This is a genomic window from Afifella pfennigii DSM 17143 (assembly GCF_000688515.1).
Lineage (GTDB): Bacteria > Pseudomonadota > Alphaproteobacteria > Rhizobiales > Afifellaceae > Afifella > Afifella pfennigii.
On sequence record NZ_JHZK01000025.1, the window covers coordinates 32,006 to 57,067 of the forward strand.

The 25,062-nt window shown below is 67.2% G+C and carries 21 protein-coding genes and 1 pseudogene; 9 read left to right on the forward strand and 13 right to left on the reverse strand.

The features are described from left to right. Window positions 1–46 precede the first annotated feature (46 nt). Window positions 47–925 (reverse strand): FAS1-like dehydratase domain-containing protein, encoded by an 879-nt coding sequence (locus tag Q331_RS0115285; protein ID WP_026381391.1) that lies wholly within the window; start codon window positions 923–925, stop codon window positions 47–49. 341 nt (window positions 926–1,266) lie between these two features. On the opposite strand from Q331_RS0115285, the gene Q331_RS22000 reads away from it, so the two are divergent. Both Q331_RS22000 and Q331_RS0115295 read left to right on the forward strand, forming a co-directional pair. Further along, entirely contained in the window at window positions 1,267–2,010 is a 744-nt protein-coding gene (locus Q331_RS22000) for a GntR family transcriptional regulator (RefSeq protein WP_051631226.1), read from the forward strand. 346 nt (window positions 2,011–2,356) lie between these two features. Further along, complete coding sequence (locus tag Q331_RS0115295; protein ID WP_026381392.1) at window positions 2,357–3,760, forward strand: MmgE/PrpD family protein; 1,404 nt, start codon at window positions 2,357–2,359, stop codon at window positions 3,758–3,760. 63 nt (window positions 3,761–3,823) lie between these two features. On the opposite strand, the gene Q331_RS22005 is transcribed toward Q331_RS0115295, so the two are convergent. From Q331_RS22005 to tkt, 10 genes are all read right to left on the reverse strand, one after another. After that, window positions 3,824–4,654 (reverse strand): tetratricopeptide repeat protein, encoded by an 831-nt coding sequence (locus Q331_RS22005; RefSeq protein ID WP_156953378.1) that lies wholly within the window; start codon window positions 4,652–4,654, stop codon window positions 3,824–3,826. Window positions 4,655–4,701: 47 nt separating this feature from the next. Beyond that, complete coding sequence (gene rpsU, locus Q331_RS0115305) at window positions 4,702–4,962, reverse strand: 30S ribosomal protein S21 (RefSeq protein ID WP_026381393.1); 261 nt, start codon at window positions 4,960–4,962, stop codon at window positions 4,702–4,704. A gap of 118 nt (window positions 4,963–5,080) precedes the next feature. Then, window positions 5,081–6,472, reverse strand: coding sequence for an SEL1-like repeat protein (locus Q331_RS23195; protein WP_051631227.1), 1,392 nt, complete (start codon window positions 6,470–6,472; stop codon window positions 5,081–5,083). After that, window positions 6,469–7,110 (reverse strand): thiamine phosphate synthase, encoded by a 642-nt coding sequence (locus Q331_RS0115315; RefSeq protein WP_026381394.1) that lies wholly within the window; start codon window positions 7,108–7,110, stop codon window positions 6,469–6,471. The genes Q331_RS23195 and Q331_RS0115315 overlap by 4 nt, the downstream gene beginning before the upstream one ends. Before the next feature lie 145 nt (window positions 7,111–7,255). Further along, entirely contained in the window at window positions 7,256–8,284 is a 1,029-nt protein-coding gene (locus Q331_RS0115320) for a class I fructose-bisphosphate aldolase (RefSeq protein ID WP_026381395.1), read from the reverse strand. 58 nt (window positions 8,285–8,342) lie between these two features. Then, window positions 8,343–9,542, reverse strand: a complete 1,200-nt coding sequence (locus tag Q331_RS0115325) for a phosphoglycerate kinase (RefSeq protein ID WP_026381396.1) — start codon at window positions 9,540–9,542, stop codon at window positions 8,343–8,345. A gap of 70 nt (window positions 9,543–9,612) precedes the next feature. Beyond that, a complete protein-coding gene (locus Q331_RS0115330; protein WP_026381397.1) occupies window positions 9,613–11,523 on the reverse strand; it encodes a potassium/proton antiporter in 1,911 nt (636 codons plus the stop codon). 197 nt (window positions 11,524–11,720) lie between these two features. Next, the gene (locus Q331_RS0115335; protein WP_034492550.1) at window positions 11,721–12,497 is read right to left on the reverse strand and encodes an outer membrane protein; all 777 of its coding nucleotides are present in this window, start codon (window positions 12,495–12,497) and stop codon (window positions 11,721–11,723) included. Window positions 12,498–13,060: 563 nt separating this feature from the next. Beyond that, window positions 13,061–14,068 carry a type I glyceraldehyde-3-phosphate dehydrogenase gene (gene gap / locus Q331_RS0115340; RefSeq protein ID WP_026381399.1) on the reverse strand — a complete coding sequence of 336 codons (1,008 nt, stop codon included), beginning with the start codon at window positions 14,066–14,068 and terminating at the stop codon, window positions 13,061–13,063. Between the two features lie 4 nt (window positions 14,069–14,072). Continuing rightward, on the reverse strand, window positions 14,073–16,079 hold the full coding sequence (gene tkt, locus Q331_RS0115345) for a transketolase (protein WP_026381400.1): 2,007 nt from the start codon (window positions 16,077–16,079) through the stop codon (window positions 14,073–14,075). Between the two features lie 254 nt (window positions 16,080–16,333). Between tkt and Q331_RS0115350 the strand changes: the two genes are divergently transcribed. The 4 genes from Q331_RS0115350 (at window position 16,334) to Q331_RS0115365 (ending at window position 19,519) form a co-directional block, all read left to right on the forward strand. Next, complete coding sequence (locus Q331_RS0115350) at window positions 16,334–16,636, forward strand: DUF4164 family protein (RefSeq protein WP_026381401.1); 303 nt, start codon at window positions 16,334–16,336, stop codon at window positions 16,634–16,636. Window position 16,637: 1 nt separating this feature from the next. Continuing rightward, a complete protein-coding gene (locus Q331_RS0115355) occupies window positions 16,638–17,006 on the forward strand; it encodes a cell division protein ZapA (protein WP_026381402.1) in 369 nt (122 codons plus the stop codon). A gap of 22 nt (window positions 17,007–17,028) precedes the next feature. Next, entirely contained in the window at window positions 17,029–17,787 is a 759-nt protein-coding gene (locus Q331_RS0115360) for a sulfite exporter TauE/SafE family protein (RefSeq protein ID WP_026381403.1), read from the forward strand. Window positions 17,788–17,866: 79 nt separating this feature from the next. Next, the gene (locus tag Q331_RS0115365; protein ID WP_026381404.1) at window positions 17,867–19,519 is read left to right on the forward strand and encodes an acyl-CoA synthetase; all 1,653 of its coding nucleotides are present in this window, start codon (window positions 17,867–17,869) and stop codon (window positions 19,517–19,519) included. A gap of 6 nt (window positions 19,520–19,525) precedes the next feature. On the opposite strand, the gene Q331_RS0115370 is transcribed toward Q331_RS0115365, so the two are convergent. Beyond that, window positions 19,526–20,242: a sulfite exporter TauE/SafE family protein gene (locus Q331_RS0115370; RefSeq protein ID WP_051631228.1), complete on the reverse strand. Its 717-nt coding sequence runs from the start codon at window positions 20,240–20,242 to the stop codon at window positions 19,526–19,528. A 194-nt stretch (window positions 20,243–20,436) separates the two neighbouring features. On the opposite strand from Q331_RS0115370, the gene Q331_RS0115375 reads away from it, so the two are divergent. The 3 genes from Q331_RS0115375 (at window position 20,437) to Q331_RS23200 (ending at window position 24,640) form a co-directional block, all read left to right on the forward strand. Continuing rightward, window positions 20,437–22,716 carry a putative bifunctional diguanylate cyclase/phosphodiesterase gene (locus tag Q331_RS0115375; protein ID WP_026381406.1) on the forward strand — a complete coding sequence of 760 codons (2,280 nt, stop codon included), beginning with the start codon at window positions 20,437–20,439 and terminating at the stop codon, window positions 22,714–22,716. A gap of 361 nt (window positions 22,717–23,077) precedes the next feature. Continuing rightward, a complete protein-coding gene (locus tag Q331_RS22015) occupies window positions 23,078–24,088 on the forward strand; it encodes a crotonase/enoyl-CoA hydratase family protein (protein WP_051631229.1) in 1,011 nt (336 codons plus the stop codon). A gap of 15 nt (window positions 24,089–24,103) precedes the next feature. Then, window positions 24,104–24,640 carry a tautomerase family protein gene (locus Q331_RS23200; protein WP_156953379.1) on the forward strand — a complete coding sequence of 179 codons (537 nt, stop codon included), beginning with the start codon at window positions 24,104–24,106 and terminating at the stop codon, window positions 24,638–24,640. Between the two features lie 106 nt (window positions 24,641–24,746). On the opposite strand, the pseudogene Q331_RS22025 reads toward Q331_RS23200, so the two are convergent. After that, window positions 24,747–25,062 (reverse strand): annotated as a pseudogene (locus tag Q331_RS22025) (IS5/IS1182 family transposase); the annotation flags it as partial.

Genomic DNA, 25,062 nt, shown 5'->3' on the forward strand with positions numbered 1-25,062 from the left:
GCTCGCCCAAAGCCAGCATTTGGCTTGTCGGGCGGGCTCTTCTACCTCACCACCCTGCCTCGGCGCGCATCGTCGCCCGGCCATCTGCGTCCGCCACCCAAAGCCGAAGCCCGTCTTCGTCCTCGGCGGCGTTCAACGTGATCTCCGTGCCGTCGAAGAGTGGGCTCAGACCGCGGAAGGCGAAGCTTTTCGGCGGAGCGCCGCGCGCCTCGGCGGCAAGGCGGAGCAGCCAGCTCGCCTGCAGGGGGCCGTGCACGACGAGGCCGCGATAGCCTTCCTCCTCGATGCAATAGCGCCGGTCGTAATGGATGCGATGGCCGTTGAAGGTGAGGGCCGAATAGCGGAAGAGCAGGACGGGATCGGGCGTCAGCCGCTTCCGCCAAGTCGGGCGGGGCAGCGGCTCCGGCGCGCCCGCCGGCGGTGCGCCGGAGCCGGCGCTCGGCCTGGCGGCTTCGCGGTAGACGATATCCTGGCGCTCCTTCAAAAGCTCGCCGCGCTCGCTGGCGAAAAGATGCTCCACGACGACGAAGCACAGACGCCCGGAGCGGCCCTCCTTCAACGAGATATCCTTGACGGTCGAAAGCCGCGTTACCGTCTCGCCGGCCCGAAGGGGCGCCAGAAGCTCAAGCCGGCCGCCGGCCCACATGCGGCGCGGCAGCGGCACGGGCGGCAGGAAGCCGCCGCGCGCGGCATGACCGTCCGGGCCAAGGGACGACATCGGCGCCGCCGAGGGGGCGAGGCACCAATGAATGGCGAGCGGTGCGGGCTCGCCGGCTTCAGGCGCTGGCGATGGCTCGTCGAACGTCGCCAGGAAATGCGCCGCCAGGCGCGGCGTCACGATATCTTCGGCCGTCTCGCTGCGGCCCAGCCATTGTCGAAGATGTTCAATATCGATTTCGGTATGATGTTGCGAACTCTCTGTCATTTTCTTCTCCGGCCGCGCTGCGCGCTGCATTAGACAAAAGAACTATGCGGCGAAAGCGCCCGAAAGGCGCCGTTGCCGTCTAAGTGGGCGGCAATATCTGCTACACATGCAGGTATCGATATAAAAGTATTCTTTCCCAGGGCGATACAAATGCCAAAGGCGGTAGACGAACGGTCCGACCCGGCCAGAGCCGACGCGGACGGGCCGATGCGGATATCGTCCGCCAGGGGCCGTCCAATCCTTCCCCACCCCGCCGTCTTTCCGGCGAGGCCGCATGCCCCTCGCGGCCGCGCCCGCGCCATTGCGCCGGGCCGTCGGCCGAGCCCGGCGGAGGCCGGGCAATGCTGACGCGGGTCAAGCCCAACGCCGCGTCCCTGCGCAACCAGGTCGCCGACATGCTGCGCAGCGCCATCGCGGTAGGCGCCCTTGAGCCGGGCAGGCGACTGCGCGAGCGCGTGCTGTGCGAGGAACTCGGGATCAGCCGCACCTCGCTGCGCGAGGCCTTGCGAATCTTGGAAAGCGAGGGCATCGTCACCTCCATACCGCATCGCGGCGTCGTGGTCGCCGCGCCGAATGCCGAGGAGGCGGAGGACAGCTACAGGACGCGCGCGGCGCTGGAATGTCTTCTGGTACGCCAGTTCACCGAGCGTGCGAGCCGGGCAAGGATCGACCGGCTCGCCGATATCGTCGCGGCGATGACAGACAGCTCGCAGAGCCTCGATGTCTGCGACTTCGCGCGGCTGATGCGCGAGTATTACGCCGTCCTTCTGGCCGGCGCGAGCAACCGCTCGGCCGCCGCCGCCCTCAGCCCCATCTTCGCGCGCGTGACGCGGTTCTGGGTCGCCGACATGTCGCGGCCTGGCCGAATCAAGGCGTGCGCGGGCGAGGTACAGGCGATCGTCGCCGCCATGTCCCGGCGCGACGAAGATGCCGCCGAAGCGGCCTGCAAAGCCCATCACGAAAGCCTTCTGGCTTCGCTCGGCGATCTGCTCGCCGAGCGGGGGGCGGCGGTGAGCGTGCGCCGCGAGGTCGCCGATTGCCTGCGGCTTGTCTGCGCGGAAGGAGGCGCGGCGAACTCCGCATAGGTGGTGGACGATGCACTGCCGAAGCGCTCGCACGATCTGCGCAGGAAAGCGCGGAACTCGGCGAGCGTCTCCGCGCCCGAGGATCGGTGACGGGGCATTCGGCGGCGAGGGCGCCGAAAGGATCAGCGGACATCGATCAAGCCTTGTCTTCAAGGGCCATCGGGGCTTTCCTGGCAAAGCGGCGCGGCGGAAAAGGGCGGGCGCGCCATGCCGGCGATGAGGCGTAGCGGCGAGCTTGCCCGCCGGCGGAGCGCGGCGCAAGCGCGCAGAAGGCTACGCCCGCACGTCTGGCAGCATGGCTGGCGGGGCGCTGGCGGCGCAGCTCAAGACGCATCGGGAGGCGAGGATGGCAGGCGAAAGCGAGCTTCTGGCGGGCTTCGTGGCGGAGCTCGACTTCTCAGAGATTCCGGGCGAAGCGGCCGAGCGGGCCAAAGCGCTGGCCCTCGACCTTTTGGGCAGCGCCGTGCGGGCGCGGGCGGAGGCCGATTCGACCCCGGCTCTGTTCTCAGCGGTGAAAGCGCTCGGGCTGGCGCCGGAATGGTGCGGGGAATGCTGCGCCAGCGTGGCGGGCGACGAACACCTCTATCCACCGCTGACGGCGGCGCTGCTCAATGGCGCGCTCGGCCATTCGCTTGATTTCGACGACACGCATGCGGCGAGCTCGCTGCACCCTTCCGCGCCGGTGGTGCCGGCGGCGCTCGCCGCGGCGGAGATGGTGGAGGCGGAGGGCGAAAGCCTGATTGCCGGCATCGTCGCCGGCTACGAGACCGCCTGCCGGCTTGGCATGGCGCTCGACCCGGCCGCGCATTACGCCCGCGGCTTCCACCCGACGGCGACGGCCGGAACCTTCGGTGCGGCGGCGGCCGCCGCACGCGTCTTCGGCCTAGCGCAGGAAGGCGTGGCAGCGGCCTTCGGGGTGGCGGGAAGCCAGGCCGCCGGCTCGCTGCAATTCCTGGCCAACGGTGCCTGGAACAAGCGCTACCAGGTCGGGGCGGCGGCGATGAACGGGCTGATGGCGGCGACGCTGGCGCGCGAGGGTTTTCTGGGAGCGGCGGAGGCGATCGAGGGCAAGCACGGCTTCCTGAAGGCCTATTCGGACGGGGCGGAGCCTGCCCGCGCCGTCGCCGGGCTCGGCGAGACCTGGGAGACGCTCAATATCGCCGTGAAGCCCTATCCGACCTGCCGCTATACCCATGCCGCCCTCGATGCGCTCCTTCAGCTGCGCGCCGAGGCGGGGCTTCGGGCTGTGGATATCGAAAAGGTTCAGGTGGGCCTTCACGGCAACGGCATCGCGCTGACCGCCGAGCCGGTGGAGGCGAAACGGCGGCCTGGCAGTATCGTGGAGGGTCAGTTCTCCATGCCCTTCGTCGGGGCGGTGGCGCTGCTTGAAGGGGGCTTTTCCTGGGACGATTACCGCCGGCTCGGCGCGCCGGAAGTGGAGGCGCTCGCGGCACGGTTTCACGTGGTACGCGAAGAGAGCCTTGAAGGCCTTTCCCATCCCTTCGGGGCGGAGGTGGCCATCCTTCTGAAGGACGGGCGCCGGCTTTCCCGCCGCGTGGGCGAGCCTTCCGGCGAGCCGCAGAGCTTTCCGGCGCCGGAGGCGCTGGCGGAGAAATTCATGACGCTGGCGCGCCCGGTGCTGGGCGAGGCGGCGGAGACCTTGCGCCGGCGGGTGGAGGCACTGGAAGGGGCGACGGATGTGCGCGGGCTCCTGCGCGCACCGGGCCGCGGCGCCGTAGCGGCGGAATAGGCTGGCGGCGATGATGCCGCGAGCGGCGTCAACACATGCGGTTTCGCAGATGCCTGCCGACCCCTAGGCGCCGGTGGTGCGCTGCATGCCCTGGCGGGCCGGATCGTATTGCGGGTTGATGTTGGCGGCGCGGGCGAAGGAGGCGAAGGCCTTCTTGCGGTCGCCGAGCGCTTCCAGCGCCAGGCCCTGATTGGTCCAGGCGATAAAGGAGCTGCGGTTGCGCTTCACCGCCTCGTTGAAATCGTCGAGCGCGGTCTTGTAGTCGCCCAGCGCCAGATAGCTCTGGCCGCGGCCGTTGAAGGGCTCGGAGGTCAGCGGCGACAGGCCGATGGCGGTGGTGAAGCTCTCGATCGCCGCCTGGTGGTTGCCGAGCGCCTGCTGGGCGAGGCCGCGATTGTGGAAGGCCTGGGCGTCGGTGGAATCGAGCCGTGTGGCGGTGTTGTAGTCTGCCAGCGCCTCGCTGAAACGGCCCTGCTGACGATAGACCGTGCCGCGGCCGACATAGGCGGTGGCGTAGTTCGGATCGGCCTGGATCGCCCGGTTGTAGTCGTTGAAGGCTTCCTGGGTGTCGCCGCGCTGGCGATGGATGAGGGCGCGGTTGGCGTAGGCCGGCGCAAAGCCCGGATCGAGCTGCAGCGCGGTGTTGAAATCCGACAGCGCCTCGCGGTACTGGCCCGCCTTGCCATAGGCGGCGCCACGCACGTTGTAGGCAGCCGGATCGCGCGGATTGCGCTCGATGACGGCGGTCAGCGAGGCGATGTTGGCCTCAGAGCCGGTATCCGGATCGACTGTGAGCTGGCTCGACAGACCACCGCTGCCCACCGACTGGCAGGCGCCAAGCCCCAAGGCAAGGAGCGCGATAAAAGGCCAGAAACGTGCCGATCGAGGCTTCATCGCCGGTCCTTCGCGTGACGCGCTCGGGTGTGGATGACAGGCGGCTTCTAGCGGCCGCGGCGCTTGCCGGGGAGGAGACCTTCGCGCTGGGCGCGCTTGCGGGCCAGCTTGCGGGCGCGGCGAATGGCTTCGGCCTTCTCGCGCGCCTTCTTCTCCGACGGCTTCTCATAGAAATTGCGCAGCTTCATCTCACGGAAGATGCCCTCGCGCTGCATCTTCTTCTTCAGCGCCTTCAGCGCCTGATCGACATTGTTGTCTCGTACGACGACTTGCACGTTGAACCCGTTCCTTTCCTCTCGCTCGCACATCGCGGTCAAGCGCGGCGGTCACGCCGGCTCGGTGACGCATGAGACCGCCGCCGCAAATGCCCGCGAAAACAGTTGGAGCCCGCTCTCGCCTCTGCGATCGGGCGGGGGCCATATAGACCTATTCGCCCGTCTTGTCCACCTCAGGCGCGCCCGGCTCCCGGCCGTTTTCGACGTCCTGTTGCGGCGCGGCAGCGGCCGCCTCCCCCGCCTCGCTCTGCGTCCGGCGCGGCATTGCTGCAGGCGGGGCGGCAGGCAGGGCGGAAGGCGGGCCACCCTCTTGGCTAACCGCTTCGTCGGCATCCGGTTCCGGGAAAATCTCGGCGCGGTCAGGCGAGGCCGCCTCGTTCGGCTGCCGGCTTCCCGGCAGGGGCGGGCCGCCGCCTCCCGGCCAGGCGGCGACGAGCTCTTCCGCCTCGGCGCGGATGCCGGAGGGAAGGCCCATGAGATAGCCCTCCATGGGATCCTCCACGAGCCCCACCGCGCGGGCGATGAGATACCAGCGGGCCGCCTGCACCTCGTCCTTCTGAACCCCCGCGCCCTCCTTGTAGAGCTTGGCGAGGCGGAGCTGGGCAACCGGATTGCCGGCGAGAGCCGCCTGGCGCAGCCACGCCGCGGCGGTCTGCCGGTTTCTCGGCACGCCGGTGCCGTTGAAAAGCAGAGTAGCGTATTCGATCTGTGCCGGGGCGTGGCCGCGGCGCGCCGCCTCGGCATACCAGCGAGCGGCCTCGGCCGGATTGGCGACGACCCCGACGCCTTCGGCATAGAGCCCCGCGAGGGCGTATTGCGCGTCGGTGTCGGCGGCGCGCGCGGCGTTGCGTAGATGCGCGGCGGCGAGCATCGGGTTCTGTGTTAAGCCCCGGCCTTGGAGCAGCAGATAGGCGTATTCGCGCTCGGCGGCGGCGTGGCCGAGCTCGGCGGCCTGGCGGAAGAGCTCGGCCGCCTTCTCTGCGTCCTCCTCAACGCCGTTGCCTTCCAGGGTGAGCTGGGCAAGGGCGTAGAGCGCCTCGCGGTCACCCGCCTTGGCGGCGAGCTCATACCAGGCGGCGGCCTCGGCGTAATCGCGCTTGACGCCGACGCCGCGCGACAGGAGCTCGCCGAGGAGGGTCTGCGCCGCGGTGCTGCCGGCTTCCGCCTGGCGCAGCGCCATGGCGAAGGCGGTAAGAAAATGCCCGCGCTGGAAAGCGCCATAGGCGTAATCGGGAGCATCCTTGCCGAGAACGCCGGCATCCTGGAGCGACTGGTCGATGCGGTTCTCAAGCAGGCGGGCATCGAGCTTCTGTGTCGCCCCGCCGCCTTGCGGCGCCTCCGCCGTCTCGCCGTCGGTGGCGGCCGCCGCGCCCGCTTCAGGCGCGGCTGGGGCCAATGAGGGGGGCAGGAAGGGCGCCGCCTCGGGGGAGACCGGGCTCGGCAGGTCAGGCGTCGGCAGGCCGCTGCGCGGGGCTTCTTCCTGCGCTGCCGCCGGCGCGGCGAGGAAAGCGAGGAGCAAAGCTGCGGCGAGCCACGGCCTCATGCCGGCACCTCGGCGGATGAAAGCATGGCATGGGCGCGGCGCAGCGCCGCCTCCGGCCCTTCCGGCGCTTGCCAGACGGCGCGGCCGAGAGCGATAAACTCCGCCCCGGTGGCGAGCGCCTCCGGCAGCGTGGCAAGGTCGTTGCCGGCAATGATGACGGCCGGAATCTCCATCAGCTCCGCCCACCACTGCGCGAGCGCCAGCGCCTTCGGATGCGGTCCGGCATGGGTGTCGCCCTCCGGCTCGCCGAAGAAAAGGTAATCGACGTCCACTTCGCCGGCCTGCATCGCCGCATGGCGGCCGCGCAGACGACCGGCGCCGACGATGCGCTTCGGCCGGAACCTCTCCGCGGCCTCCGCCAACTCTGAGAAGCCCGAAGAGACATGCACGCCATCGGCGCCGACATGGCCGGCGGCGCGGGTGAAGTTCTCCACCAGGGCGGCCGCGCCCGCCGCCTGGGCGAGCGGCACCAAAGCCTTGGCGCGCGCCTCCGTCTCCGTCTCGCTGGCAGAAGCGGTGACGAGAACGGCGGCGACCGGGACACCGGCAAGGCCGGCGGCAAGGCGCTCGGCAGCCTCGCCCGGCGCGCCGGGCGGAGCGATGAGGAATATCTTCTTTTCGGCAGGCTCGTTCTGCATGATTTTCGCAAGGCGGCTCCAACCGCCCCCTTATCGGGCAATTTCGCACGAAAAAGGAGGCGCCAAGCGCCTCCTCAGCCAACAAATCCGGCGATTTTACGCCGGAGAAAAGGAAAGGCCCGCTGGAAGGGCCCGCAGGCAGGCCCTATGCGGCCTGCTTCTCTTCAGCCTCGCTCCAATTGCCGGTGGCGGCGAGCGCGTTCATGCGGGCGCGATGGTTGAAGGCGCGCTGGCCGGCGGCGACGTTCTCCGCCTTGCCGCTCCAGGCCTGAAGCGCCGCCGCCTGCAAAGCGCGGCCATAGGAGAAGGTGAGCTTCCAGGGCACGTCGTCGATGGCGTTCATGGCGGAAAGATGCGCCGTCGCCTCCTCGTCGGACTGGCCGCCGGAGAGGAAGGCGATGCCCGGCACGGCGGCCGGCACGGCGGATTTGAGGCAGCGGATGGTCTTCTCGGCAACCTGTTCCACGCTCGCCTTCTCGCCGGAATGCTGGCCGGGGACGACCATGTTCGGCTTCAGGACGATGCCTTCCAGGACGACGCCGGCGTCGAACAGCTCCGAAAAGACCGTGTTCAGCGTCCACAAGGTGACGTCGTAACAGCGCTCGATGCCGTGCCTGGCCTTGTCGCCGTCCATCAGGACTTCCGGCTCCACGATGGGGACGATGCCGGCCTCCTGGCAGAGGGCGGCGTAGCGGGCGAGCGCATGGGCGTTCGCCTTGACGCAGTTCCAGGACGGGCGCGGGCCATCGATGGTGATGACGGCGCGCCATTTGGCAAAGCGCGCGCCGAGCTCGTGATATTCGGCAAGGCGCTCGCGAAGGCCGGTCAGGCCCTCGGTGATCTTCTCGCCGGAGGAAAGGGCGAGCGGCTTGGCGCCCTGGTCGACCTTGATGCCCGGCACGGCGCCGGCAGCCTCAATGAGCTTGACCAGCTTCGTGCCGTCGGCCGCCTTCTGACGCAGGGTCTCGTCGTAGAGGATGACGCCGGAGATCGTCTCGGCCATCGCCTCGGAACGGAAGAGCATCTCGCGATAATCGCGGCGGCTCTCCTCGGTGGAGACGACGCCGATGGAATCGAAACGCTTCTTGATGGTGCCGGTGCTCTCGTCGGCGGCAAGAATACCCTTGCCTTCCGCCACCATCCTATTGGCGATATCCTCGATACGCTCGCTCATTGAAGTCCTCCGCGCTGAACGTTGTCCATGCGGCTGGCTACTCCAAAAGTCGAACGATTCAAACCTTCTTCAAGGCCTCCACGCCCGGGAGCGCCTTGCCCTCCATCCATTCCAGGAAGGCGCCGCCTGCGGTGGAGACATAGGAGAAATCTTCCGCAACGCCAGCCTGGTTGAGGGCGGCGACGGTATCGCCGCCACCGGCGACGGAGACGATGCCGCCGGCCTTGGTGACCTCAGCGGCGTGGCGGGCGGCGGCCATGGTGGCGACGTCGAAGGGCGGCGTCTCGAAGGCGCCGAGCGGGCCGTTCCAGACCAGCGTCTCGGCCTTGTCGATCCAGGCGTTGACGGCGGCAAGGCTTTGAGGCCCGACATCGAGGATCATGGCATCCTCGGGCACTTCCTCGGCCGGCAGGGTCTCGTTCTCGGCATTGGCCTTGAACTCCCTGGCCACGACCACGTCGAGCGGCAGGACGATGGCGCAGCCGGAGGAGGCGGCCTCGGTCATGATGCGGCGGGCGGTCTCGGCGAGATCGGGCTCGCACAGGGACTTGCCGACGGCGATCCCCTTGGCGAAGAGGAAGGTATTGGCCATGCCGCCGCCGATGACGAGGGCGTCCACCTTCTGCACGAGATTGGCGAGAAGGTCGATCTTGGTGGAGACCTTGGCACCGCCGACGATGGCAAGGACCGGGCGCCTGGGGCTGCCGAGAGCCTTCTCCAACGCCTCCAACTCCTCCTGCATGGCGCGGCCGGCATAGGCGGGAAGGCGGCGCGCGAGGCCCTCCGTGGAGGCATGGGCGCGGTGGGCGGCGGAGAAGGCGTCGTTGACGTAGATGTCGCCGCTCCGGGCGAGGGCGTCGGCGAAGTCCGCCTCGTTCTTCTCTTCGCCAGGATGGAAACGGGTGTTCTCCAGAAGCACGATGGCGCCGTCGCCGAGGCTGGAGACGGCGCGCTCTGCCGCCTCGCCGATGCAATCCTCGGCGAAGGCCACGGGCTTGCCGACGATTTCGGCGACCTCAGGGGCCACCGGGGCGAGCGACATCTCCGGCATGCGCTTGCCCTTCGGCCGGTCGAAATGGGCGAGGAGCGCTACCTTGGCGCCCTTGCCCGAGAGCTCGCGGATGGTCGGCGCGACGCGTTCGATGCGGGTGGCATCGGTGACGCGGCCGTCCTTTACCGGCACGTTGAGATCGACGCGCAGAAGCACGCGCTTGCCGGCGATATCGCCGGCGTCGTCGAGCGTATTGAAGCCGCTCATCATCTTACCCCCCAGTCGCGTTCAGATTGGCCGGGAACATACAGAGAGAGAAAACGAAGGCAAGCGGCCCTCATGTCTCGCCCGGCGCCTTCTCGGCGGATGCGGGAGCCGGCTCGGAGGCGGAAAGCGCGGCACCCGGCGAGGGCGGACGCGCCGGGGCGCGCGAGGAGAGATCTTCCCGCCGCTTCAGGCCGGCGAGGCGGGCGAGACGATCGCGCAGGCCGCCGGCGCTCAGCAAGGTGATGAAGCTCTCGGAGGGCTCCGGCGGGTCGAGGGAGACGCCGAGCCTCGTCGGGCGGCCCTCCGCGTCGGTGTCGCGGACGATGAGCTCCACCGGCTCAAGGGGAATGCGGTCGCCGTATTCGGCCTTGCCGACGACGCGCTCCATGACCAGCTCGGCAATGCTCATGGCCGCCTCCTCATCGGAGAGGGCAACGCCGTAGGCGGCGGCGAGCTCGGCGGCGGGGCGCTCCGGATCGACGGCGAACTGGCCGAAGAAATCGACATCGGCCGGATCGACCTCGGCGCGGCTGGCGAAGAGGCGGTCGAGGAGCGGCGGATAGCGGTCCGGCACGACGATGTAGACATGGTCGCCCGGCTGCAGGCGGCCGGCATCGTGGAAGGAAAGGGCCCGGCCGGCGCGCAGGACCAGGGAAGGCCGCGCCCAGCGTGGGATGCGCTCGCCGCGCGCCACGGGGCTGTCCTCGATGACCTTGTAGGTAAGAAGCTCCTGATGCCTGGCGCCGGGGAGGTCGAGAGCGATCTTCTCCAAAGGCCCCATGCGCGGCGGCAGGACGAGGCCAAGGCGGCGCGCCACGGTGCCGACCGTCCAGCCCTGCACCATCAAGGAGACGAGGACGATGATGAAGGCGGTGTTGAACAAAGCGCGGCCGTTCTCCAGCCCGATGATGAGCGGCGTCAGAGCCAGGAGGATGGAGACGGCGCCCCGGAGGCCGACCCAGGAGACGAAGACCGTCTCGTTGCGCGGGTAGCGGAAGGGCACGAGGCAGAGCGCCACGGCGAGCGGACGGCCGATGAAGATGAGAAAGAGGCCGATGAGCAGGGCATCGACGACGATGACGGGGAATTGCGAGGGCGTGGCGAAGAGGCCGAGCACCAGGAACATGATGATCTGGGCGAGCCAGGTCATGCCGTCCTGGAAGCGCATGATGCCGGAGGCTGCCGGCAGGCGCGCATTGCCGGCAACGAGGCCGGCAAGATAGACGGCAAGGAAGCCGGAGCCGCCGATGGCGCCGGCCGCGCCGAAGACCATCAGCGACAGCGCCAGGACGAAGATCGGCAAAAGGCCGCGATCGAGCTCGAAACGACCGACCAGCCAGACGACGAGGCGCCCGCCGGCGAGCCCGGCCGCGGCGCCCAGACCCATCTGCAGGAGAAAGCCGGCAAGCACCTCGCCAGCGAGCGCTTCGGCCTTCACCGCCTCGCCGCTTGCCAGGACCGAGACGAGGGTCAGGGTGAGGAAGATGGCGATCGGATCGTTGGAGCCCGATTCGATTTCCAGGGTGGAGCGCACGCGCTCGCGGATGGAGATGTTGCCGGCGCGCAGCAGAAAAAAGACGGCCGCCGCGTCGGTGGAGGCGACGGTGGCGCCGAGAAGGAAGGATTCCAGCCAGGTGAAATCGGTGAGGTAATAGGTGGCGAGGCCGACGAGGCCGGCCGTCAGCACAACGCCGATGGTGGCCAGCGAAACGGCCGGCAGGGCCGCCTGACGAAAGGCGGTCAGCGAGGTTCGAAAGCCGGAATCGAAGAGGATGACGGCAAGCGCCAGCGAGCCGACGAAATAGGCGAGCGGCGCATTGTCGAAATCAAGGCCGAGACCGTCGACGCCGGCGGCAAGGCCGATGAGCAGGAAGACGAGGAGGAGGGGCGCGCCGAAGCGGAAAGCGATCACGCTGGAGAAGGCGGCGACGAGGACGAGCGCCGTGCCGATGAGGGTAACGAGATAGATCGCCTGTTCCATAAGCCTCTCTTTGCCATGCCCCTTCCTTGTTCTGCGGCGAGTGGGGCGAAGGCAAGGCCGGTAAGGCCTAAATCATAAGGAAAGCTTGTGCGGCGGGCGAGAGTTCGCGGCTGCCCGGCGGGGCGGGCGGGCCGTCGCCGGAGGGTGGGACAGCAACCCCCGCATAGGCGGGGGCTGCCTGCGCAAACGAGCTCGGCTCAGAAGCGGTAGCTCAGACCAGCCTTGATCGTGTGGAAGCTGGTCTCAGCCTCAATGTTCAGATTGTCGCCGGCGACGAGACCCAGGGGCGCGTTGTAAAGCGTCTGATCGCCGAGATCGACATAGGCGTAATCCGTCTTGACGGAGAGCGCATCGGTGATGGCGTATTCGAAGCCGGCACCCAGCGTCCAACCGAATTCCGTATCGCTGGTGGAATCACGGAACGCCACGGAGCCGCCACCGGCCGCGGCCGTGACACGGTAGGAGCTCTCCACCTCGCCGAAGGCAAGACCGCCGGTGGCGAAGATCATGAAGCGCTCGGTCGGCAGGAAGCCGAGCTTCAGACGGCCGGTGCCGAACCAGTTGACCTGCGAGCCGGCCTTGGCGGTGACGTTCAACCCGCCGAGGAGCGGGCTGTTGCCGCTGACGTCCAGCTTGCCCTCGATATCCGCCCAGTTGATGTCGGCTTCGATGCCGGCGACGAAGTTAGGTCCGAACTGATAGTTGAAGCCGGCATAGGCGCCGCCGAAGAAGCCGCTGGAGTCCAAATCGGCCTCGGCGTTGAAGACACCGGTGCCGCCAACGGAATAATCGAGCGGATAGGTGAACTCGTCGCCGCCGAAGCCCCCTTGAAGGCCGAGATAGAAGCCGGTCCAGTCGAAGGCGGCCGCGGGCGCGACCGGCGCCGGTGCCGCTTCATAGGTCGGCAGATCGGCCGCATATGCCGTGCCGGCGAGAAAGAATGTGCTCAGCGTGAGGGCAATCGCTCTCTTCATAGCTGCTTGAATTTCCTTACATAAGTGACTTTAACGCGTGTCTGCTAGCAGCTGTGGCAGCGCAGCGCTGTTGCGCCGGGGCCACAGTTATTCAAGAATGGCTCTAAGAAACAACCGGCGCACGAAGCGGCTATCGGCGATCCCCCCGAAGCGGGCATTTGCGGTTGCAGGGCTCCTGCGCCAAGGGGGCGCCAGGCAGCCCTTAAACGCCCTCCAGCACCGTCCCGACGGCATTTTCTCGCTCTATCGCCCGGTCGTTCTCCGCACCGCCGCAACGGAAGAGAGGGGCCGGCCCGTTCGGGCGCTGTCATCGCCAGCACGGGGCATGCGGAGGCTTGAGGGGATTGGCGCGCCGGCAAGCGAATCACGGTTCGCCGTCTGCAGACGGCAGAGGAGAGGGCGAGCGATCCGCCGGATCGGACGGCCCATCTTCGCGATCTTGAGGGCGCGATCCGGGGAGCGTGATCCGGAGAGCGCGATCTGGAGAGCAAGCTGTCGGCGCACACGAAAACGGCGGCGGGAGGCCCGCCGCCGTCGTCGCGTCTTCTAGAGGCGTTTTCAGCTCAGAGCGTCTTGCCCATGGCGACAGCGGTGTCGGCCATGCGGCAGGAGAAGCCCCATTCGTTGTCGTACCAGGACAGGACGCGGCAGAAGCTGCCTTCCATCACCTTCGTCTGGTCCATGTGGAAGACGGAGGAATGGCTGTCATGATTGAAGTCGCAGGAGACGAGCTTGTCGTCGGTGTAGCCGAGGATGCCCTTCAGCGGCCCGTTCGCGGCCTCGCGGATGGCGTTCTGGATCTCCTCCACCGAGGTCTCACGGGAGGCCAGGAACTTGAAATCCACGACCGAGACGTTCGGGGTCGGCACGCGGATGGCGACACCGTCGAGCTTGCCGTTCAGTTCCGGCAGGACGAGGCCGACGGCCTTGGCCGCACCCGTGGAGGTGGGGATCATCGACAGGGCCGCGGCGCGGGCGCGGTAGAGATCCTTGTGCAGCGTGTCCAGCGTCGGCTGGTCGCCGGTATAGGAATGGATCGTCGTCATGAAGCCCTTGTCGATGCCGATGGCGTTGTTGAGCACATAGGCGACCGGCGACAGGCAGTTGGTCGTGCAGGAGGCGTTGGAGACGACGACATGCTCGGCGGTGAGCTTGTCGTGGTTGACGCCGTAGACGACGGTGAGATCGGCGCCGCTGGCCGGGGCGGAGACGAGAACGCGCTTGGCGCCGCCGTCCAGATGCATGGCGGCCTTGTCGCGGGCGGTGAAGATGCCGGTGCATTCCATGACGATATCGACGCCGAGATCGCCATGCGGCAGCTTGGAGGGATCGCGCTCGGCCGTCACCTTGATCGGGCCGCGGCCGACATCGATGGTGTCGCCGTCGACCTTCACCTCGCCGGGGAAGCGGCCATGCACGCTGTCGTAGCGCACGAGATGGGCGTTCGTCTCCACCGGGCCGAGATCGTTGATGGCCACCACCTCAATATCGGTGCGGCCGGTCTCGATGATGGAGCGCAGCACGTTGCGCCCGATACGTCCAAATCCGTTGATGGCGACCTTTACAACCATTTCCCTACTCCTCGTCCGTCCCATTGCCTTCCAGCCGGGCGAGCGCGGCTTCGCAAATCGCCTCGGCGGTGATGCCAAAATGCCGGTAGAGCTCCTGATAAGGACCGCTACTACCGAAACCCGTCATGCCGATGAAGAGCCCGTCATCGCCGATGATGGCGTCCCAGCCCTGGCGGATGGCCGCTTCCACGCCCACCCGCAGCTTCGCCGAGCCGAGCACTTCCCGGCGATACATCTCGCTCTCGCGCGCAAACAGCTCAAAGCACGGCACGGAAACGACACGCGCGGGATGGCCCTTGGCGTCCAGAAGCTCCTTGGCGGCCAGCGCGATGGCGACCTCCGAGCCGGTGGCGAAGAGGCTGACGGCCGCATCGCCGGAAGCCGGCGCGAGCTCGTAGGCGCCGCGGCGACACCGATTGTCCTCCTCCAGATCAAGGCGCAGCTGCTGAAGGTTCTGCCGCGTGAGGGCAAGCACGCTCGGGCCTTCCTTGCGGGCCAGAGCGAGCTGCCAGCATTCGGCCGTCTCCACCGCATCGGCGGGGCGGAAGACGCAAAGATTGGGGATCGCCCGCAAGGCGGCGAGATGCTCCACCGGCTGGTGCGTGGGGCCGTCCTCGCCAAGGCCGATGGAATCGTGGGTCATCACATGGATGACGCGCTGGCCCATCATGGCGGCAAGACGGATCGCCGGCCGGCAGTAATCGGAAAAGGTGAGGAAGGTGCCCGAATAGGGAATCAGCCCTCCATGCAGCGCCATGCCGTTCATGGCGGCGGCCATGCCGTGCTCGCGGATGCCCCAATGGATGAAGGAGCCGGAATAATCGCCCGGCGCCACCGCCTTCATGGCCTTGGCGCGGGTGTTGTTGGAGCCGGTGAGATCGGCGGAGCCGCCCACCATCTCCGGCACGGCCGGGGTGATCGCCTCCAGCGTCAGCTCGGAGGCCTTGCGGCTGGCGATGTTCTGCGGCTCGGCAGCGAGCCGGCTCTTCAGCTCGGCGAAGGCGCGCTCCAGCTCGGCCGGCAGATCGCCCGCCATGCGCCGCTCAAAATCGCCGCGGCGTTCCGCGTCCATCGCCTCGAAACGCTCCTGCCAGGCCTTGCGCTGCGGACGCGAGCGCAGGCCCGCGATGCGCCAGGCGTCGCGAACATTCTCGGGAATGGCGAAGGGCTCGTGCTCCCAGTCGAGCTTCTGGCGCGCCGCCTCGATTTCCTTCTCGCCAAGCGGCGAGCCATGGGCGGCGGCAGTACCGGCCTTGTTGGGGGCGCCGTAGCCGATGGTGGTGCGCGCGGCGATCAGCGTCGGGCGATCCGACTGACGGGCCTCGGCGAGGGCACGGTCGATCTGGTCGGGGTCGTGGCCGTCGATACGCAGCGCGTTCCAGCCGGAAGCCTCCACGCGGGCCACCTGGTCGGTGGAATCGGCGAGAGCGATGTCGCCGTCGATGGTGATGCCGTTATCGTCGAAGATGACGATGAGGCGCGACAGCTGCAGATGGCCGGCAAGGGCGATGGCTTCCTGGCTGATACCCTCCATGAGGTCGCCGTCGGAGCACAGGACATAAGTGTGATGATCCACGAGCTCGTCGCCGAAGTCGGCATTGAGCAGGCGCTCGGCGAGCACCATGCCGACGGCGTTGGCGATGCCCTGGCCGAGCGGGCCGGTGGTGGTCTCAATGCCCGCGGCCTCGCCGAATTCGGGATGGCCGGCCGTCCTGGAGCCGAGCTGGCGGAAATTCTTCAGCTCCTCCAGCGTCATGTCCTCGTAGCCGAGGAGGTAAAGCAGGGCATAGACCAGCATGGAGCCGTGACCGGCCGACATGACGAAGCGGTCGCGATCCGGCCAGGCCGGATCGGTGGGATCGAATTTGAGATGGCGGGTGAAAAGGACGGTGGCGATATCGGCCGCCCCCATCGGCAGGCCCGGATGTCCGGACTTGGCAGCTTCCACAGCGTCCATGGCGAGCGCCCGAATAGCGTTGGCCATGGGTGCGTGCTTGTCGGCCTCTGACATGAATACTTCTTGCTAACCGCGTCGTAGAGTGAAAGTGAGGAAATGCCCCGCCGTCCGCCCCCTTCGGCAGGCGCGCGAGACATACACGCCTCTCAAGGGGAGTCAACGTCGCGGGGCGTCCGATGAGGGGCGCCCTGCAAAGAGGCAGTTGACGGCCCTTTGAAGCGCTGCATAACCTCTTCCCCGCAATCCGTTGATTTATCCGATGTCGAGACGGGGCCTTGCCGGCTGAACAGCTCACCAATCCGCGTCCAATGCACTCAGGCTCCGAGCCGGGTGCCGGCGCGACGCGTCTTGCAGCGGCGGCCAAGCGGCTGGAGGAGGCGCTGGGCGAGCTGGAACTGGCCGTGGAGCAGGCCGAGACCGGCGAGCAACGCAGCCAAGCGCTTAGCGCACAGCTGCACGACCTGGAACAGGACAGGGCGCGGCTCGCCGAGGCGCTGGACGCCGCCAGCGAGCGCTCGGAGAAACTGGAGCAGGCAAGACAAGAGGTCGGCCGCCGCCTGGAGCGGGCGATCGACGTTTTGCAACAGGCGCTCGGGGAAGGCGACAGATAGGATGGGAACGGTCACCGTCACGATCGCCGGGCATCGCTACCGGCTCGCCTGCGAAGACGGGCAGGAGGAGCATGTCGCCCAGCTCGGAACGCGGCTCGACGAGACCGTCACGGAGCTGCGCGCCGGGGTCGGCGAGGTGGGCGACCAGCGCCTCACCGTCATGGCGGCGATGCTGACCATGGACCGGCTCAGCGAGGCGGAGGGCCGCATTTCGGCGCTGGAGGAGGAAATCGGCGATCTGCGCGAGGGCCGCAACGAGGCGCTCGACCGCTGCGAGGCGCTGGAAGGCGAGGTCAGCGAGGTGATGGAACGGGCGAGCGAGCGGCTGTCGCGCATCGCCCGCGCCGTACGCGGCACCGCCGCTTCGTGAGGGGCGGCAGCCAAACAGCTTCGTGATCGAGGATCCGTTCTTCTACATGATGGCGGTCCCGGCCGTCGTGATGATCGGTCTTTCCAAGGGCGGCTTCGGCGGAGCCGGCGCCATTCTCGGCGTGCCCTTATTGATGCTCGCCGTCGATCCGGTGCGGGCGGCGGCGATTTTGCTGCCGATCCTCGTCGTCATGGATATCGCCGGGCTTTATGCCTGGCGCGGCACCTACGACGTCAAGAGCCTGGCCATCCTGTTGCCCGGCGCGGTCCTCGGGATCGGTATCGGCTGGCTCCTCGCCGGCACGATCGGGGAGAACCAGATCCGCCTCATCGTCGGCACCATCGGGCTGGTTTTCTCGCTCAACCACTACCTCAGACGCCAGCGCAGCAGCGAAGGCCGGCCGGCGAACGCGGCCAAGGGCGGTTTCTGGGGGGCGGTTGCCGGCTTCACCAGCTTCCTCGCCCATGCCGGCGGGCCGCCCTTTCAGATGTACATGCTGCCCTTAAGGCTCGATCCGCGGCTCTATGCCGGCACCTCGGTGATCTTCTTCGCCGTCGTCAACGCGGTGAAGCTTCCGCCCTATTTCTTTCTCGGGCAGTTTTCCGCCGCCAATCTGGCGACCTCCGCGGTGCTGCTTCCCATCGCCCCGTTCGCAACGCTCTTCGGCGCCTGGCTGGTGAAGATGGTCTCCCCGCATTTCTTCTACGCTCTCAGCTACGCCATGGTGCTGCTGGTCTCGGTGAAGCTCATTTTCGACGGCGTCTCGGCGCTGCTTTCCTGAACCGGGCCGCGGCGCCGATAGGCGATTGCGGTCGCTTCCGGCTTCGGCTTTGATCCTAGCGACAAGGGAGAAAACGCCGATGAACGACGCCTATCGCACCGACCTGCCGAAAACGCCGGCGAACTTTCAGCCGCTGACGCCGCTCTCCTTCCTGGCGCGCACGGCGGCCGTTTTCCCGGAGAGGATCGCGGTCATCCACGGCCACCGCCAGATGAGCTACCGCGACTTCTACGCCGATGCGCGGCGGCTCGCCTCGGCGCTGGCAAAGCGCGGCATCGGGCAAGGCGACACCGTCTCGGTGATGCTGGCGAACACGCCGCCGATGCTGGTGGCGCATTTCGGCGTGCCGATGGCCGGGGCGGTGCTGCATTCCATCAACACCCGCCTCGACGCAGCGGTGATCGCCTTCCAACTCGACCATGCAGAGGCCAAGGCGGTGATCGTCGACCGGGAATTCGCCGCGGTGATGGGCGAGGCGCTGGCGCAGGCGAAGGTCAAGCCGCTTATCGTCGATTTCGACGACCCCGATTACGGGCCGGCAAGCGGCGAGGCGCCCCCCTTTCCCAAGGGGGAACGGATCGGCAGCCTGGAATGGGCCGAACTTCTCGCGGAGGGCGATGCGGATTTCGACTGGGCGATGCCGCAGGACGAATGGGACGCCATCTCGCTCAATTATACCTCCGGCACGACCGGCAATCCGAAGGGCGTCGTCTACCATCATCGCGGCGCGGCGCTGATGTGCTACGCCAACCAGGTGAGCGCCGATCTGGGGCACCATCCGGTGTATCTGTGGACGTTGCCGATGTTCCACTGCAACGGCTGGTGCTTTCCCTGGACGATCCCGCTGACGGTCGGCACGCATGTGTGCCTCAGATGGGTGCGGGCGCGATCGATCTACCACGCCATCGCCGAGCACGGCGTCACACATATGTGCGGCGCGCCGATCGTCATGAGCGTGCTGGTCAACGCGGCGCCGCAGGAACGTCGCGATTTCTCGCACAAGGTCTCCTTCGCCACGGCCGCGGCGCCGCCGCCGGAGGCGGTGCTTTCAGCCACGGAGGAGGCAGGCTTTTCCGTCACCCATCTTTACGGGCTGACGGAGACCTACGGGCCGGCGGTGGTCAACGAATGGCACGCCGAATGGAGCGAACTCGACGCGGCGGGACGGGCGAGGAAGAAAGCGCGCCAGGGCGTGCGCTATCCGGCGCTGGAGGAGCTTTCGGTGATCGACCCGGAGACGATGCGGCCGGTGCCGGCGGACGGAGAGAGCCTCGGCGAGGTGATGTTCCGCGGCAATATCGTCATGAAGGGCTATCTGAAGAACCGGGAGGCGACGGAAGCGGCGCTCGCCGGCGGCTGGTTCCATTCCGGCGATCTCGGGGTCATGCATCCGGACGGCTATATCCAGCTCAAGGACCGCTCCAAGGACATCATCATCTCCGGCGGGGAAAACATCTCCTCCATCGAGGTGGAGGACGTGCTCTACAAGCATCCGGCGATCGCCTCCGTGGCGGTGGTGGCGCGGCCCGACGAGAAATGGGGCGAGACGCCGGTCGCGTTCGTGGAACTGAGGCCGGGCAAGGAGGCGAGCGAGGAAGAGCTCGTCGCCTATACGCGCGAGAGGCTCGCCCATTACAAATGCCCACGCCATTTCGTCTTCGCCGAGATCCCGAAGACGAGCACCGGCAAGATCCAGAAGTTCAGGCTGCGCGAGATGGCCAAGGAGGGCTGAGCCGCCTCAGACGAGGATGCCGGAATCGGCGAAGAGCTTTAGCGCGATCAGCACCAGCATGAGGAGAATGAGCCGGTCGAAATGCGCGGCATTAAGATAGCGCCCGAGCCAGTTGCCGAGACGCAGGCCGAGGAAGGTCGGCAACAGCGCCACGAGGCTGTAGGCGGCGCGCTCCGGCGTCAGGATGCCGGCAAGGGCGAGAGAGGGTATCTGCGCCAGCACGAAGCCGGTGAAGAGGGTGGAGACGGCGAAGACGAACTGCGGCTGCGGCAGCCGCAGGGCGCTGATGAAGGTGGCGCTGACCGGCGCCGAAATGCCGGTGGCGCCCTGAAGGGCGCCGGAGACGAGGCCGACGGCGGGAGCGAGCCGCCGCGCCGGGGCAAGTGCCAGCTTCCATTGCGGCTGCAGCAGTCGCAAGGCGACATAGGCGAGCACCATCAGGGCGAGGGCCAGGGACAGGATCTCGCCCGGCAGCTGCGTCAACAGAAAGGTGCCGACGGCGACGCCGAAAAGGGCGGCGAGGATCAAGGCCGGCAGGAAGACAAGGCCCCGCCGATGTGCCCGATAGACCCATACCTGCCAGGCATTGGTGGCAAGGATCGGCAACGTCAGGACAGCCAGGGCATGCGGCACGCCGAGAAAGGCGGCGAGCCCCGGCACAGCAACGAGCGGCAGGCCCATGCCGGTCACGCCCTTGAGCGTGCCGCCGGCAAGCAGGCACATGCAGATGATCAGGATTTCGTTCAGTGCAGCATGTCCTTGCCGTTGCGGAGAAATCGCGAAAATCGCAACAGGATCGGTGAAAAAGCGTGGCCGGTGAAGGCGCTGCCGTCGAAAACACAGAAAACGACCGGGTTTAGCGCTTTCTTTAATCTACTCCTTCCAAGATGTCGCGGAACGTCGCGACTGTTTGGGTGATGGAGAACGGACCCACCATCGACCGTCGGGTCGAGCCGGACATTTACGCCTCGCTGGTTACCTCGCTTTTCAGCTCCATGCGTTCGCTGGTGGCCGGGGCGATCGGCGGGACGGCGGCTGCGCTGTTGACGGCATTCGAGACCGGTACCGTCGCGCTCTATTGGACCGCGGCGGCGATCGCGGTCATCGGCTTCGCGCGCGTTCTGGCGGCGGTGCTCTACCGACGTCGCGGCGGCGGCAACGGCGGCGTGGAGAACCCGCATTTCTGGGACCTTCTCTACGCCATCGGGGCCTGCGCCTATTCCGGGCTTTTGGGCGTGTGGTGCCTGGTGGCGCTGACCATGTCGAACGACGTGGCGGCGCATCTGGTCGCCGTGTCCGTCACCATCGGCTATTCCTCCGGCATCGCCGGCCGCAACGCCGGCCGGCCGACGCTGGTCTCGCTTCAGATCATCTTCGCCTGCATTCCGCTGGTCATCGGCCTGATGCTGCGCGGCGAGGCCTCCTACATCGTCCTTGCGCTCCTGATGGCCTTCTTCTTCTGGAGCATGCGCGGCGTCTCCATGTCGATCAGCAACACGCTGCTCACGGCACTGCGCGCGGAGAAGGTCATGTCGCTGCTCGCAGGAAGGCTGGAAGCTGCCCTCAGCAACATGTCCCACGGTGTGATGATGCTCGACGCGCAGGAGCGCGTGCGCGTCTATAACGGCCGCCTCCTCGATCTCCTCGGCCTCAGGGAGGGCGATATCGAGGAAGGCATGACGATGCAGGATCTGGTGCGTACCTGCGTGCGCAAGGGCGTGATCTCGCGCTCGGAGCTGAAGCGGCTGCAGGGCGAGTTCAAGGTCGGCACCGCCGTGCAGATCGTCACCAACGACCGCCGCACCATCGCCGTCACGGTGGAGGCCGCCAAGGATGGCGGCATGGTGCTGGTGGCCGAGGACGTGACGGAGCGCAAGCGCTCCGAAGCGCGCATCGCCTATATGGCGCATCACGACGACGTGACCGGCCTGCCCAACCGCGTCAAGCTGAAGGAACAGCTGGAGGAGGCGGTGAAGCGGGCGATCGAGGCCGATAAGAGCTTCGCCGTCTTCTGCATCGATCTCGACCATTTCAAGAGCGTCAACGACACGCTCGGCCATCCGGTCGGCGACAGCCTCTTGCGCGCCACGGCGCGGCGGCTTTCGGCGATGACGCGCAAGAGCGACGTGCTGGCGCGCTTCGGGGGCGACGAATTCGTGCTCATGGCGACCGGCATCGAGGACGCGGAGGAGGCGGGCCTTTTCGCCACACGGATCATCGCGGCGCTGACCCAGCCCTACGCCCTCAACGGCCATTCCATCGTCGCCGGGGCGAGCGTGGGCATCGCGCTCGCCCCCGCCGACGGACGCAACGCCGATGCCCTCATCAAGAACGCCGACATGGCGCTCTACCGGGCCAAGGCCAACGGGCGCGGCACCTTCTGCCTGTTCGAGCGGGAGATGGACGTGAAGGCGCAGGAGCGGCGCTCGCTGGAAATGGAGCTCAGAAGCGCCTTCGCCAACGAGGAGCTGCAACTGCATTATCAGCCGCTGCTCAATCTCAGACGACGCAACATCTCCACCTGCGAGGCGCTCTTGCGCTGGCCGGGCGGCCGGCGCGGCCCGGTGCCGCCCTCAGAATTCATCCCGCTCGCCGAGGAGATGGGCCTCATCGTGGAAATCGGCGACTGGACGTTGCTGCAAGCTTGCCGCGAGGCGAATAAATGGCCAGGGGAGACGCGGGTCGCCGTCAACGTCTCCCCGATCCATTTCCGTCGCGGCGACATCGTGCGCTCGGTGGAGGCGGCGCTGGCGGGCAGCGGGCTTTCCGCCAACCGGCTGGAGATCGAGATCACCGAATCGGTGCTTCTGGAGCATACCGAGCGCACCAAGCTGGCGCTCTCGGAGCTCAGCGAGATGGGCATCCGCATCTCGCTCGACGATTTCGGCACCGGCTATTCGAGCCTTGCCTATCTGCACAGCTTCCCCTTCGACAAGGTGAAGATCGACCGCTCCTTCGTGCTGGCCCTGGATGCCGATCCGCAATCGCTGATCATGCTGCGCGGCGTCGCCCGGCTCAGCGCCGAACTCGGCCTGTCGGTGGCGGTGGAAGGGGTGGAGCGGGAAGACCAACTCGCCATCATCATGGCCGACGGCTATGTCGACGAGGTGCAGGGCTACCTCATCGGCAAGCCGGTGCCGCCGGAAAGGCTCAGCAAGCTCTTCGCCCTGCGCATCGACGCACAGGCCGCAGCCTGAGCCGCGACGGCCCGAAGACCGCCGGTATCCGGCTGGCCCGCCACGCTTTTCTCTGAAGGGGTACGTCAGCGGCAGGGGCCGGTCCTTGCGGACGATAGCTGCATTCGGCGGCATCGCTCCGCGGCGCTCGGTGCGCGGCGCCGGCGGCGCAGGGGCGCGGTTTTTCAGCCATTTCGCGCCTGGGGCGGTTCAATCCTGCCGCGAAGAATGGCCGGCGGCAGGGCTGCAGCCTCTGGGCGCGCGTTAACGCAATATTAACCTTAACAAGAAGTTGCCACGTTTTGATTCAAACTTTCCCTTAACCAATCGCCAAAAGGTTGTATTAATCTTAACAGGTCCTGTGGCGGCGGGAGTACCTGTGATGGAAATGCGGCAAACGCGTGCCCACGAGCCGTGCGAGCATGGCGAGGGGGACGCCAATCGGAGCGAGGCGAGGCCGGATCATGCCGGCCTTTCCGATGCGCAATACAGCCAGAAGTATGTCACGGCCATCCTGGAGAAGCTTCAGGGTGAGGTGAAGGAGATCGCTCTTCGCTTCGAGCCGGAGACCGGAACGCTGTGGACGACGATGACGCCGCCGGGCCGGCCGTGCTTCACGCGTCAGCTGGTGGATGACTACATCCATCTGTTCACGTCGTTGAACGAGCGGCTTTCCGGCGGCGCCTTCCAACGCTCCCTGCCGCTCAAATACATCGTCTACCGCTCCAAGACGCCGCAGATCTTCAGCCTCGGGGGCGACCTTGAGCTGTTCTCGCGGCTCATCCGCGAGCGCGACGAGGCGGGGCTGCGCGACTATGCGCATGCCTGCGCGAGGATGACCTATCTCAATTCCATCAGCGCCGGACTGCCGATCATAACTATCGCCCTGGTTGAGGGGCAGGCGCTCGGCGGCGGGCTGGAATCGGCGCTGTCGTGCAACCTCATCCTGGCGGAGAAGAACGCCAGCTTCGGCCTGCCGGAGGTGCTGTTCAATCTCTTCCCGGGTATGGGCGCCTATTCCTACCTGCAGCGCAAGACCTCGGCGCGCACGGCCGAGAAGCTGATGCTTTCCGGGCGCAGCTTTCACGCCGAGGAGATGCTTCAGGAGGGGGTCATCGACCTTCTGGTCGAGAACGGTGAGGGAGAGAAGGCGGTCAGGGCCTATATCGAGCGCACGCAGCGCCGACATAACGCCCAGGTCGGCATCTATCGCACGCGCCGGCGGGTCACGCCGCTCAGCTTCGAGGAGCTGCGCGACGTCACCGATATCTGGGTCGATTGCGCCCTTGGCGTCGGCGAGGCCGATCTCAGGAAGATGGAAAAGCTCGTACGTGCCCAGGAGCGGCTGCGGCCGGCGCAAGGGCACCCCCTGCATGACGTTCAAGTTGCGTAATCAGTAGGTGCTGTCATGCCTCTTGCAGAACTGCGTTTAACCCGCGGCGCGCTTTCTGAGCAGAAGCTCGACATGCTGGCGCGCGATCTGACCGCGATCCTTCTGGACCATCAGGGTGCCCGGCCGGGCAGCGCGGTGGCGCGCTCTATCACCCGCTTGGAGGTGACGGAGCTCGACCCCTGCCGCAGCTATGTCGGCGGGCGCTTCACCGAAGACCCCTGCTACCGGCTGACCTATACGATCCCGGGCGGGGCGCTCAACGAGGAGAAGAAGCGGTCTCTGGTGGAGAAATCCACCAACGCCATCCTCGCGGCGGAAGGCACGCCCTTCTCGGAAGAAGAAGCCTATCGGGTGTGGTGCCTCATCAACGAGGTGCCGGACGGCAATTGGGCGAGCGCGGGACGCATCTGGCGCTGGCGCGACATCATGCGCTGGGTGGTGAGGCGCGAGATCGCCGCCAGGCGGCGCGAGCGCGAAGTGGCCGTCACCGACCGGCGGCGGCGCGAGAAAGAGCGCGATCGCGACACCAGCCGAAAGGGGATGGCGGCCTGAGGCGCCGGCCCGGCAGTCGCCACGGGCGAGGGAAGTTCACAGCCGGACGCAGCACCAACCGGCGGCCAGAGCTTGAAGGAAGCGGCCGCCGGAAAAGAGTTGACTGTTAAGAAGCCGTCTGGAGCGCGGTTTTGGGGCCAATGGCTTTGGCAAAGGCCTCCAGGATGAGGCGCAAGAGAAGCCTCAGCCAGCGGAGGATGAGGCGGAAGTTGTAGCCGGCGGCGGTGAGGACGGCATTGGCGTGGTCGCCGTGGCGTCCCTTGAGGAAGTTGCGGCCCATGTGGCCGTCGGTCTTGAGGTGTCCGATAACGGCCTCGATGGCGGATCGTCTTCTGAGCTCCTTCTTGATGGCCCCGAACACGCCCCGCTTCTGCCCGGAGCGGAAGACGCCGAGCGGCCTTGGCGCATCGTGGCCGCGGTAG